Genomic DNA, 11,243 nt, shown 5'->3' on the forward strand with positions numbered 1-11,243 from the left:
GTGCCGCCAGCACCACGCCGACCAGTACCTTCGACGCCGTGGCCGTGCGCTGCACCCCGAGAACCGACAGCACCGTCAGCGCCAGCACGGCCACCGCGGCGACCACCGAGGACTGCTCCGGCCAGAGGTACAGGCCCACGGTCAGGGCCATCGCCGCGCAGGACGCCGTCTTGCCCACCACGAATCCCCAGCCGGCGAGAAACCCCGGCAGCGGGCCGAGCAACTCGCGACCGTAGACGTAGGTCCCGCCCGCCGCGGGGAACTGCGCTGCCAGGCGAGCTGAGGACAGGGCGTTGCACACGGCCACCACGGCGGCCACCGCGAGTGAGGCCCACACCCATGAGCCGGCGCGTGCGGCGGCGGGCGCGAACGCCACGAACACGCCCGCCCCGATCATGGCACCGAGGCCCACCACGACGGCATCGGACGGCCCCAGTCTGCGGTCGAGAGTCGAGTCCATCCACACACCATCGCAGCCGCAGGTGGACGAGACGTGAACTCCTCGACCGTGGTCCCCCGCCGCGATTCAGCCCTGCCCCGGGCGCTGGTCAATTCCGAACACGTCTCCGGCGGCAGGGGCAGCGTCGGGCAGGCGATCGATTTCGGCAGCAGAGCGCTCGAGATGGTCGGACGCTGACCCGATGCCGGGACGCCCGGGCGCCCCTGGGACACCACCCATGGTCGGAGTGCGCGGGACCAGCGCGGTCCCCGAGTCGACCCCGGATACAGTGGGGGCGTGTCCCCCACCCGCCGGCTCCGTGTGGCGGTGGCCGCCCTCGCTGCGGGGTTGACATTGGTCGGGTGCGCCCCCGGGGAGCCCGCCGCGCCCGGCTCGGACCCCACCGCCGCCGCCCCGGCCGCTCCTGCTCCGCAGGCGACTGCCGCCCCGGCCGCTGATCCCGGTGGCCACAGGTCGGCACCCCCGCCCGGATGCGTATCTCCGCTGGACGGGCTGACGCAGCGTCAGCGGATCGCCCAGCTGTTCACCGTCGGCGTGAGTTCCATGGCCGACGCCCGTCGAGCGGTCGAACAGCACTCGATCGGCGGCATCTTCCTCGGCGGTGACGTGGTGGGCGAGGTGGTCTCCGGCGATGGGCTCGCCCGACTGCAGCACGACTCGCCCCTACCCCTGCTCGTGGCGATCGACGAGGAGGGCGGGCGCGTCTCCCGCATCGCGCCGTATGCCGGCCCGCTGCCGTCCGCCCGCGTGATGGCCGCGACCATGAGCCCCGATCAGGTCCGGGCGGCTGCCCGCGCCCGAGGGGAGTTTCTCCGCGGGATGGGCGTGACCGTCGATTTCGCGCCCTCCCTCGACGTGTCCGAGCAGCCGGACGGCGCGGTGATCGGTGACCGCTCCTTCTCCCCCGACCCCGCCCGCGTCGTGTCCTATGCCCGTGCGTTCGCCGCCGGCCTGCGTGACGCTGGCATCGCCCCGGTGTTCAAGCACTTCCCGGGGCACGGACGCTCCTCCGGCGACAGTCACCACCGCTCGGTGACGGTGCCCCCGCTCGACGAGCTCATGACCCACGATCTGCGGCCCTTCGCGGCACTCGCCCGGACCCCCGGCGCGGGCATGATGCTCGGCCACCAGCAGGTCCCCGGCCTGACCGGGGTCGACCGGCCCGCGTCGCTCTCGCCCGCCGCGTACCGGCTGCTGCGAGAGGGCCACGGCTACGGCGCCCCGCCCTTCGATGGCCCGATCTTCACCGACGACCTGTCCGGCATGCGCGCCGTGACCGACGCGTTCGCGCTGCCCACCGCCGTGACCGAATCCCTCATCGCCGGGGCGGACTCCCCGCTGTGGATCACGACGGCCGGGCTCGGTGAGACCCTGGACGCCGTCGAACGCGCCGTGGCCGACGGCACCCTCAGCCGGCGGGCGCTGGACCGGTCGCTCGAACGCATGGCGACCCTGCGGGGAATCCCGGTGTGCGTGGGCGGCCCCGCCACCGGGTTGCTCGAGCATGACGGTTCGCTGGCCCCGCCGTTGCGCGACCTCCCGCCGCGGGCGGGCCTGGCGCCCCTGCCGGCGTGACCCGGGTCGGGGCGCCGCTGCCGGGTCAGCCCGCGCCCGGCAGCGGAGCCCAGACCCCCGACGTGCCGCGGCGGTGCGAGTCCACAAGGTGCGTATCCACCACGCCAATGGCCTCCAGGAGGGCGAAGACCGTCACCGGTCCGACAAAGCTGAACCCCCGTCTCTTGAGCTCCTTGGCGAGCGCCTCCGACTCCGGCGACCGGGTCGGCACCTCGTTCATGGTCCGCGGCTCGGGTGTCGCCTCCGGCCGGTAGGACCACACGAGCTCCACCAGGCCGCCGTCGGATCGCAGCGCGACCACGGCGCGCGCGTTGGCGACGGCGGCGTCGATCTTGCGGCGATTGCGCACGATCCGCGTGTCGGCCATGAGCCGCGCGACGTCCTCTTCGCCGAAGGCCGCCACGGCGTCCGGGGCGAACCCCGCGAACGCCTCGCGGAACGCGGGCCGTTTGCGCAGGATCGTGACCCAGCTCAGCCCGGACTGGAACCCCTCGAGGACCAGCCGCTCGTACAGGCCGGCCTCGTCCCGGACGGGCATGCCCCACTCGGTGTCGTAGTACTCCCGCAGCAGCGGGTCCCGCGCCGCCCACGGGGGCCGCCTCAGCCCGTCCTCGCACAGCACGGAGCCGGAAGGCGCGGTCGTGGTGATCTGCACGTCGTCGATCTGCATGTCGTCTCCCTCGTCGGTCGGACCACCGGCGATGGTGGTCGCCGTCACCCTAGGACCGGACTATGACAGCACCCCGGTGAGCTGGACGATGCGGACGACGGCCAGCACGGTCAGCGCCACGCCCACGACCAGGGTGAGCACCCGCCCGGCCACGCGGCCGTAGGACAGGAACCGGTCGATGCGACGGGACGCCGCACCGATGCTGCCCGACGGCACCCGCGACAGCGCGATGATCAGCCCGGTGCTGGGCAGGATCGCGATGACCGCGAAGAACAGGATCTGCAGCAGCTTGGACCACCACGGACTCTCGGCGAACGAGATGAGCACCATGCCCGCCGCGAACGGCGCGGATGTCCCCGACTGGATGACGCCGAGCGCGATGCCGGTGGCCATGATTCCGAATTTCTGCAGGACGTTCTGGGTGAGCGGGGCCTCGACGCTCTCCTCCTTGGCCTCCGCGGGCCGGCGCAGGCCCATGACGGTGATGACCAGGCCGATCACGCCCAGCGCGATCATCGCCCACAGGTTGTAGAACAGGCTCCGGACGAACTCCTGGTTGTTGCCGATCACCCACACGGAGATCAGCGAGAGCAGCACGATCCCGCAGAACGCGCCCCCGGTGAACCGCGCCGCCCGAGGGGCGAACGCGATGCCGCGGCCGGCCGACGTCAGCCACAGCCCCGCGATGACGGCGAAGGCCAGGAGATTGAGCGAATCGATCGCCGCGAAACCCAGCAGGCTGAGGTAGTACTGCACCGGGTCACCCTACCGGCGGCCGAGCTCGTCGTCGTCGTACTCATCGTCGCGGAGGCCGTCGTCCCTCTCGCCGCGCGGTCGGCCGAACACCGACCGCTCCCGGCGCCGCAACACGTCCAGGTCCCGCACGGTCCAGGTGCGCACGGGCGCCGGCACGCGCCACTGTCGGGCCCACGCGACCATCCGGAAGGCGAACACCAGCACCGACAGCACGGTCGCCGATACCGGCCCCCACACATCGGTGGACACGGCGACGGCCGTGAGCGCGGCGCCGGTCGCCGCGGGGATCACGTACAGGTTCGACCCGCTGAACACGGCCGGGATCTCGTTGGCCACCACGTCGCGCATCAACCCGCCACCGACCGCGGTGACCACGCCGAGCAGCAGCGCCGAGGCCACCGGCATGCCGTGATCCAGCGCGCGCGCCGTGCCGAACGTGCAGAACAGGCCCAGGCCGGCGGCGTCGCACGCCACGATGAGCGTCTGCACCCGGTGGATGACCGAGCCCAGCAGGTACACCACCACGACGGCGACCAGTGGCGGAACGAGGTACACGGGCTTGGCCAGCGCGAGCGGCGTGACGCCCAGCATGACGTCGCGGATGATGCCCCCGCCGAGCCCCGCGAGCAGGCCCAGGATGAACCCACCGGTGATGTCGATGTCCTTGCGCGCGGCCAGCAGGTTGCCCGAGAGGGCGAAGAAGAACACGCCCATCAGGTCGAACCACAGGACCAGCGGCGACGTCTCCACGGTCGGTCCTAGACCACCGCGTTCGCGGTCGAGCGTGCGTGGTGTCGGTTACGCACCGCGCGGAACGTCCAGAGCTTGTTGACGACGAAGTTGATCGGCATCGTGATGAGGATCGTCAGCAGCTGACTCCAGTACTCCCGGGAGTGGATCCCGGCCTCCTCGTGCCACCACGGCTCCGGCAGGTAGAGCGGGCTGGTGGGGTTGGTGAACGCGAGCTTGATGAAGATGCCCGCGGCCGCCGCCACCGACCCCACCACCAGGAACGGCCAGAACTCCTGCCACGCCGGCGCCTTGTGTCCCTTACCGAACGTCCAGTGCCGGTTGAGCAGGAAGTTGTAGAAGTTGGCCACCAGGAACGCCACGATCCACACCAACGTGGTGAACCGGAAGTTGAACTCCGTGCCCGCGATGGGGAACAGGATCTCCTGCGCGTTGGCCGTGCCGCCGTTGGCCTTGTTCATCAAGACCGTGACGATCATGTTGACGACCATGCCCGAGCCGCCCACGATTCCGAACATGACGAACTGCCGGGCGCCGCGACGATAGCGACCGAGTTCGGCGGGGGCTGGGTTCACAGGCGACCAGTCTAGGCCCTCTCCCGGGGACGTCAGGCCGCGCCGTGTCCCTCCGGCACCCTCTCGGACGGATCGGTGATCGGCCCGGGCGCGGTCCCGTCGCCGAACGGGCGACCGCCCAGCTCCTCGCGGTGGTGCGGGGTGAGCAGGCCGGACAGGTCCGGCCCCTTGGGGATGACGCCGGTGGGGTTCACGTCCCGGTGCACGTTGTAGTAGTGCGCCTTGATCTGGGGGAAGTCGCACGTGTCGCCGAAGCCGGGGGTCTGGAACAGGTCGCGGAGGTAACCCCACAGCGCAGGCATCTCGCTGATCTTGGACCGGTTGGCCTTGAAATGGCCGTGGTAGACCGCGTCGAAGCGGACCAGCGTGGTGAACAGGCGGATGTCGGCGACGGTGATGGAGTCGCCGACGAGGTAGCGGCGGGTGGTCAGGCGCTCCTCGAGGCGGTCCAGCGACGCCCACAGCTCGTCGTAGGCCTCCTCGTAGGCCTCCTGGTCGGCGGCGAACCCGCACCGGTACACGCCGTTGTTCACCGTGGGGTAGATCCACGAGTCGAGTTCGTCGATCTCGTCGCGGTGCTCCTCGGGGTACAGATCGGGCGCGCCCTCGCGGTGGAAGGCCGTCCACTCGGTGACGAGGTCGAAGTTGAGCTGCTGGTACGCGTTTGTCACCACGGACTTGGTGGGCAGGTCGACCAGCGCCGGCACCGTGATGCCGTGCGGATAGTCCGGGATGCGGTTGAAGTAGGCCTCCTGCAGGCGGTGCAGGCCGGTGACGGGATCCCGCTCGTCCGGGTCGAGGTCGAAGACCCAGGAGTTGATGTCGTGCGTGGGGCCGGCCAGGCCCAGGGAGATGGCGTCCTCGAGGCCCATGAGGCGGCGGACGATGATGCTCCGGCTGGCCCACGGGCAGGCTCGGGCGGCCATGAGCCGGTAACGGCCGGCCTCGACCGGCCATCGCATCTCGCCGATCTTCTCGCCGACCGGGTCCGAACCCGCGGGCACGTCCGCCACCACGCGATCGTTGATGTACGTCGCGTCGCGGACGAACTCGCCGTCGGTCGAGGCGTTCTGTGCGGGGGTGAAGTCGGTCGCGGTAGACATGCGGGGCTCCCAGGATCGTCTCAGTTTATTGATGCGTCACCAATCATACCTCCTGCCTACGAGTGAGGCCACCGTTCCCGCGTCGACGGCGTGTCCCGCGTCGGTGTGCGACGCTGATGACATGGACTCCGCGCACGTCGACGACGTCCCCTCCCGCTACTCCGACTTCGCCGAGTACGAGGTCCGCGAACGAACGCCCGTATACCTCTCGTGGGCCCGCGGGATCGCCGGAGACCCGGGGACCGGCGACCTCATCGGTACGCTGCCCCGGATCAAGCGCCAGCCCGCCCTGTTCTTCGCCGCCGCCCGGCACGCCGGGGCCCCCGAGACCGAGGACTACGCGACCTTCCGCGGGTTCGTCCACGACCACTGGGCCGAGATCGAGCGGATCGCGCTCACCCACTCCACCCAGACCAACGAGGCCAAGCGCTGCGCGGTTCTACTGCCGTTCCTTTCCCTCCTGCCCGGCCCGCTCTCCCTGGTGGAGATGGGGGCTTCCGCGGGACTGTGCCTGTACCCGGACCGCTACGCCTACCGATACACGGTCGACGGCGGGAGCACCCACGAGCTGCGACCCGACGGTGCCGGTGACGGTGCCGGGGCCCGCGCACCGGTCCTCGACTGCGACCTACGCGACGGCGTGCCCCTGCCGCGCTCGCTGCCCGAGGTCGCCCACCGCGGCGGGGTGGACCTGACGCCGATCGACCCCACCGACCCCGACTCCCGCGCCTGGCTGCACAGCCTCATCTGGCCGGGCCAGCACGACCAGCGGGGGCCGCGCCTGGACGCCGCCCTGGACATCGCGGCCGTCGACCCGCCTCGGATCCTCGCCGGTGACCTCGTCGAGCGGTTGGAGGAGTCCGTGGCCGCCTGCCCGGCCGGTACCACCCCGGTGGTGTTCCACACCGCGGTGCTCGGATACCTCGAGCCACCGGCCCGCGCCGAGTTCGTCCGCCGTGTCACCGAGCTGGGCTGCGTCTGGATCTCGGTCGAGGGCGTGACCCTTCTACCCGACGTCGCCGCGCAGGTCCCCGAGTCGATCCGCCGCCACAAGGGCCTCTTCGTCGTCGCCGTCAACGGACGCCCCCTGGCCACCGCGCACGGCCACGGCGACTGGGTCCGCGCCCTCGACATGCCCTGACCCGCCCGGCGCTCAGTCGAACGGCCACGCGCGGCGCATCGGCTGCTCCGCGCCCGGCTCGATGAGGTACTCGGTACCGAAGGCGACCGCGTAGATCTCCGGCGGCAGCGCCAGCATCGTTCCGATGTCGCTGGTCTGGCTGGCGTGACACTGCATCGCGCGGCGCTTGGTCTCGATCACGTCCTGCGGCAGGTCGATCGCCCACGCGATCTCGGACTCCGGCATCCCCACTGGCTGACCGTCGTCGCCGGTGAGGATCATCGCCCGCAGCTGGTCCGGGTCCAGCTCCGTGCCGCCGACCGCGAGCATGCGCAGGAACTCGGTGGCCTCGGGACTGTCGAGCATGGCGAGCTGGGCGTCACGGTTCGTGGTGGCCTCCAGCAGCCGCGGTCGGCGCGCGGCCAGCTCCACCGCGCGTCGGGCGATGCGGTGGACGGCGATGTGATCGGGGTGACCGTAGTTGCCGTGATCGTCATAGCCGACGAGGACGTCGGCGTCCTCGCGGTCGAGGATCCGCGCCACCCGGGCGGCCGCGTCGTCGATGTCGGCGCGGTGGAGGCAGAGCGGGTCGTCGTTCTGCTCCCAGCCGGTCATCCCCGAATCGCGGTAGCCCAGCCAGTCGATGCGGGCCACGCCCAGCACGGCCGCCGCGGCCCGCGCCTCCTCGCGCCGGTGTTCGACGAGGTCACCGTCGGGGCCGAGGTGCTCGGGGCGCTCCCCGTGGTCGCCGTCGGTGGCGAACACGGTCACCACCCGGTGCCCCCTGCGGGCAGCCAGGGTCATCATCCCGGCGGTCTGCGAGGTCTCGTCATCGGGATGGGCGTGCAGGAACACTATCGTCGACACCCGGATATTCTGCCCTGGTTCAGCCTCGCCGTGTCGACGCCCGCGCCTCGGAGTGCGGTCGAGAGCTCCCCGGCGTCAGCCTCGGCCCGATCGGTTCGACGCGCACGACCTCGGAGTCGCAGCGGAACAGGTCTCGCAGTGCCGGGTGTCGGCCGCGTCGACGTTCCACAGTCCGCCGACGTCTCCGGCGAGCTCGAAGCCCACCCGATCCCGCCCCGATGATCGCTGGTGGACGGGCATCAATACCTGTTGCTCGTTCCAGCTAGTGCCCCGGAACGAGCAACTCCCCGGCCGGTTTCGCTCGGACTGAACGAAACGGGCCGGGGAGTGCGGCGTGGGGCTTACTTCTCGCGCACCACGGTGCCGTCGTCCTGCAGGCGCAGGAGCGGGTAGATGCCGTTCTCGTCGTGGTTCTCGTCGCCCACGACGGGCGGGTTGAAGACGCAGAGCATCTGCATCTCCTCCTCAACGATGACCTGGTGCTTCTCGTTGCCGTCGAGCAGGTACATCGTGCCCGCCTCGAGCGGGTACTCCTTGCCGTTGGTGAGGTCACGCAGAGTGCCCTTGCCGCGGGTCAGCCAGACGGCCTCGACGTGGTTGGCGTAGTGGAAATCGTTGGTCGTACCGGCGGCGATGGTGGTCTCGTGGAACGAGAACCCGACGCGGTCGTCGGCCAGGACGATGCGCTTGGACTCCCAGTTACCGTTGTTGCCCTTGATGTGGCGGTCGGTATCGGTGATCTCTGCGGTGGTGCGAACGATCATGCGGTGCCTCCTCGTCGAGGGGTTGGTGGTCTGCGGTTCTCAGGCGTACTGCTGGCTCAGCCGTACTGCTGGGCGAGGACGTGGTCGACGGCCTCGTAGCAGATCTCGATGCCGCGGTCGCGCTCTTCATCGGTCAGCGTGAGCGGGGCGAGGAACTTGACGACCTCGTCGCTCGGGCCGGCGGTCTCGACGAGCATCTTGTTGTCGAAGCAACGCGCCATGACCTGCGCCGCGAGCTCGGGGTTCTCGAGGAACGCGATCCCGAACGCCATGCCACGGCCACGCAGTTCGAGCTTGCCCTCGTACTTGTAGACCAGCGGGGAGAAGCGCTCGCGGAGGATGCGGCCGTTCTCGAGCGTGCGGTTCTGCAGCTGGTCGTCGGACCAGTACTTGCGCAGTGCCAGCTCGGCGGTGACGAAGGCCATGTTGTTGCCGCGGAATGTACCGTTGTGCTCGCCCGGGGTCCACTCGTCGAGGTCGCGACGGAAGAGCGTCACGGCCAGCGGCAGGCCGTAGCCGCCGATCGACTTGGACAGGGTGACGATGTCCGGCTTGATGCCCGCGAACTCGAACGAGAAGAACTCGCCGGTACGGCCGCAGCCCATCTGGACGTCGTCGACGATAAGCAGGATGTCGTGGCGGACGCACAGCTCGTTGAGCGCGCGCAGCCACTCGGCGCGTGCGGCGTTGATGCCGCCCTCGCCCTGGACGCACTCGACGATGACGGCAGCCGGGCGGTTCATGCCCGAACCGGAGTCGACGAGGACGCGCTCCATCCACTGGAAGTCCTCGGTGACGCCGCCGAAGTAGTTGTCGTACGGCATCGGCGTGGCGTGCACGAGCGGGATGCCGGCGCCGGCGCGCTTCATCGAGTTACCCGTCACGGAGAGCGACCCGAGGGTCATGCCGTGGAACGAGTTGGTGAAGTTGATGATGGCCTCACGGCCGGTGACCTTACGGGCCAGCTTCAGCGCCGACTCGACGGCGTTGGTGCCCGTCGGCCCGGGGAACATCACCTTGTAGTCCAGGCCGCGCGGCTCGAGGATCTTCTCTGAGAAGGTCTCCAGGAAGGCCCGCTTGGCGACGGTGTACTTGTCGAGCGAGTGGGTGACGCCGTCGCGGGAGATGTACTCCAGCAGCGCGGTCTTCATGTCCTCGTCGTTGTGGCCGTAGTTCAGGGCGCCGGCGCCACCGAAGAAGTCGAGGTACTCGTCTCCGTCGACGGTCCGGAGCGTCGCCCCCTTTGCAGTGTCGAACACCACAGGCCAGTTACGCGAGTAACTACGCACCTCGGATTCGCGATCGTCGAAAATCTCCGTGTTGGTGCTGGTGTCGTGGGTGGGCTCGGTCATTGTCCTGATCACTCCAATGGGGAAGGTGCGGGCGGCGGTTGTGGGCCGGGCGGCCCGCGCGCCCTCGTCTAGGAAATCGTGTAGAGGTCTTCTTGCTCGTGACCCTCTCCGAGCAGCTCGGAGCTCAGGTAGTCCTCGCTGGACAGGGTCATCCCCCTGTCGCGGGCCACGGCGCCGAACGTCCGCTGCGACGCCTCGTTATCCGGGCTGATGGTGGTTCGCAGTCGCACGACGCCGCGTTCGGCCAGCCGGTCTAAGAGACTGTGCAGAAGCCGGGCCGCGAGACCCTTGCCGCGCTGGTCGGCGTCGACGCCGACCTGCCACACGAAGATCGTGTCCGGCTCGGAGGGGCGGATGAACCCGGTGACGAAGCCGACGACCCGACCTTCCACCTCCACCACGACCGAACTCTCGGAGAATTCGGCGCCCCACAGAACGTAGGCGTAGGAGGAGTTGAGGTCGAGGACGCCGCTGTCACGGGCGATCTCCCACATGCGGGTTCCGTCAGCCGCCGTGGGCACACGGAACACCGCGTCGGACGAATCAGGGGTACGGGGTACTTCTCGTTCTCCTGGGTTCATAATCGCTCTCCACCGTAGTGACGCAACCCCGTTGTTGCATCTACCTTCCTCGAGTTGTTACCTGAAACGCCGATGAGTGCGCAGGTGGCCGACGTGGAGTGAGGTCAGTCACCCAGCGCCCGTTCTGGGGGACCCCACGAGCCCGCTTCCGGTGGGGCGATGGGGCGATCGACGACAGGCCGATCACCGATCTCGAGGAGGCCCGCTGCCTCCAACTCTTGGCCCCAGATTCCCTCTGCCGACTCGTCACCGTCACCGGGGGCCGCGCTGAGATCTTCCCCGTCAACCACGCGATGTCGAGGGACGGCAAGATCCTCTTCCGCACCGCGGGGGGAGCAAACTCGCCGGCCTGACCGTGCACCCCGAGGTCCTCTTCGAGGTCGATCACGTGGAGGGCCGTCACGCCTGGTCGGTCGTGGCCCGAGGGTGAGCCCGCAGCCTCGAGAGCTTCGATGAGATCAACCGGGCCGAGGAACTCGACCTCAAGCCGTGGATCCCCACGCTGAAGTACATCGTCGTCGAAATCACCCCGGAGCATCTCACCGGCCTCAGCTTCGAATTCGGCAAGGAGCCCGAGCGCTACCAGGGCTGACTCGCGAACTCGCCACCTCGCCTCGCCGCGGCCGGGCTCGTCGGCCCTGGCCGCCGGCGCTGACTACGTCCCCGCCTT

At 69.8% G+C, this 11,243-nt stretch carries 14 protein-coding genes; 4 read left to right on the forward strand and 10 right to left on the reverse strand.

What is annotated here, in order from left to right; genetic code table 11:
• Positions 1-460, reverse strand: a 460-nt coding sequence (locus DCI01S_RS15125) for an amino acid permease (RefSeq protein ID WP_156482622.1), incomplete at its 3' end; no start/stop codon positions are given.
• Between the two features lie 33 nt (positions 461-493).
• Between DCI01S_RS15125 and DCI01S_RS17350 the strand changes: the two genes are divergently transcribed.
• Both DCI01S_RS17350 and DCI01S_RS15130 read left to right on the forward strand, forming a co-directional pair.
• Positions 494-637, forward strand: a complete 144-nt coding sequence (locus tag DCI01S_RS17350) for a hypothetical protein (protein WP_007631416.1) — start codon at positions 494-496, stop codon at positions 635-637.
• Between the two features lie 99 nt (positions 638-736).
• Positions 737-2,035, forward strand: a complete 1,299-nt coding sequence (locus DCI01S_RS15130; RefSeq protein ID WP_061229995.1) for a glycoside hydrolase family 3 N-terminal domain-containing protein — start codon at positions 737-739, stop codon at positions 2,033-2,035.
• 25 nt (positions 2,036-2,060) lie between these two features.
• On the opposite strand, the gene DCI01S_RS15135 is transcribed toward DCI01S_RS15130, so the two are convergent.
• Genes DCI01S_RS15135 through DCI01S_RS15155 form a run of 5 tightly spaced genes read right to left on the reverse strand, consistent with a single transcriptional unit; the run spans position 2,061 to position 5,889 of the window.
• Complete coding sequence (locus tag DCI01S_RS15135) at positions 2,061-2,705, reverse strand: DNA-3-methyladenine glycosylase I (protein WP_061230005.1); 645 nt, start codon at positions 2,703-2,705, stop codon at positions 2,061-2,063.
• 60 nt (positions 2,706-2,765) lie between these two features.
• Positions 2,766-3,461 carry a hypothetical protein gene (locus DCI01S_RS15140; protein ID WP_061229996.1) on the reverse strand — a complete coding sequence of 232 codons (696 nt, stop codon included), beginning with the start codon at positions 3,459-3,461 and terminating at the stop codon, positions 2,766-2,768.
• Between the two features lie 9 nt (positions 3,462-3,470).
• Entirely contained in the window at positions 3,471-4,211 is a 741-nt protein-coding gene (locus tag DCI01S_RS15145) for a trimeric intracellular cation channel family protein (protein WP_061229997.1), read from the reverse strand.
• 8 nt (positions 4,212-4,219) lie between these two features.
• Positions 4,220-4,786 carry a GtrA family protein gene (locus DCI01S_RS15150; RefSeq protein ID WP_061229998.1) on the reverse strand — a complete coding sequence of 189 codons (567 nt, stop codon included), beginning with the start codon at positions 4,784-4,786 and terminating at the stop codon, positions 4,220-4,222.
• A 32-nt stretch (positions 4,787-4,818) separates the two neighbouring features.
• Positions 4,819-5,889: a glutathione S-transferase family protein gene (locus DCI01S_RS15155; protein WP_061229999.1), complete on the reverse strand. Its 1,071-nt coding sequence runs from the start codon at positions 5,887-5,889 to the stop codon at positions 4,819-4,821.
• Between the two features lie 121 nt (positions 5,890-6,010).
• Here DCI01S_RS15155 and DCI01S_RS15160 point away from each other — a divergent pair, with 121 nt between their 5' ends.
• Entirely contained in the window at positions 6,011-7,030 is a 1,020-nt protein-coding gene (locus DCI01S_RS15160) for a DUF2332 domain-containing protein (RefSeq protein WP_061230000.1), read from the forward strand.
• 12 nt (positions 7,031-7,042) lie between these two features.
• Here the strand turns inward: DCI01S_RS15160 and DCI01S_RS15165 are convergent, their stop codons facing one another.
• The 4 genes from DCI01S_RS15165 to ectA form a co-directional block, all read right to left on the reverse strand.
• Positions 7,043-7,876 (reverse strand): PIG-L family deacetylase, encoded by an 834-nt coding sequence (locus DCI01S_RS15165; RefSeq protein ID WP_061230001.1) that lies wholly within the window; start codon positions 7,874-7,876, stop codon positions 7,043-7,045.
• A gap of 341 nt (positions 7,877-8,217) precedes the next feature.
• The gene (locus DCI01S_RS15170; protein WP_061230002.1) at positions 8,218-8,640 is read right to left on the reverse strand and encodes an ectoine synthase; all 423 of its coding nucleotides are present in this window, start codon (positions 8,638-8,640) and stop codon (positions 8,218-8,220) included.
• 56 nt (positions 8,641-8,696) lie between these two features.
• Complete coding sequence (gene ectB / locus DCI01S_RS15175) at positions 8,697-9,992, reverse strand: diaminobutyrate--2-oxoglutarate transaminase (RefSeq protein ID WP_061230003.1); 1,296 nt, start codon at positions 9,990-9,992, stop codon at positions 8,697-8,699.
• 68 nt (positions 9,993-10,060) lie between these two features.
• Positions 10,061-10,573, reverse strand: coding sequence for a diaminobutyrate acetyltransferase (ectA, locus tag DCI01S_RS15180; RefSeq protein WP_061230004.1), 513 nt, complete (start codon positions 10,571-10,573; stop codon positions 10,061-10,063).
• A gap of 98 nt (positions 10,574-10,671) precedes the next feature.
• Between ectA and DCI01S_RS18210 the strand changes: the two genes are divergently transcribed.
• Positions 10,672-10,926, forward strand: coding sequence for a pyridoxamine 5'-phosphate oxidase family protein (locus DCI01S_RS18210; RefSeq protein ID WP_311199403.1), 255 nt, complete (start codon positions 10,672-10,674; stop codon positions 10,924-10,926).
• Positions 10,927-11,243: the final 317 nt, after the last annotated feature.

This window comes from Dietzia cinnamea NBRC 102147 (assembly GCF_001571065.1).
Lineage (GTDB): Bacteria > Actinomycetota > Actinomycetes > Mycobacteriales > Mycobacteriaceae > Dietzia > Dietzia cinnamea.

Bases quoted from the DNA above. Each gene is read 5' to 3' on its own strand.
- DCI01S_RS15135 (WP_061230005.1), bottom strand. From the start codon at position 2,705: ATGCAGATCGACGACGTGCAGATCACCACGACCGCGCCTTCCGGCTCC.
- DCI01S_RS15155 (WP_061229999.1), bottom strand. From the start codon at position 5,889: ATGTCTACCGCGACCGACTTCACCCCCGCACAGAACGCCTCGACCGAC.
- DCI01S_RS15160 (WP_061230000.1), top strand. From the start codon at position 6,011: ATGGACTCCGCGCACGTCGACGACGTCCCCTCCCGCTACTCCGACTTC.
- DCI01S_RS15170 (WP_061230002.1), bottom strand. From the start codon at position 8,640: ATGATCGTTCGCACCACCGCAGAGATCACCGATACCGACCGCCACATC.
- ectB (WP_061230003.1), bottom strand. From the start codon at position 9,992: ATGACCGAGCCCACCCACGACACCAGCACCAACACGGAGATTTTCGAC.
- ectA (WP_061230004.1), bottom strand. From the start codon at position 10,573: ATGAACCCAGGAGAACGAGAAGTACCCCGTACCCCTGATTCGTCCGAC.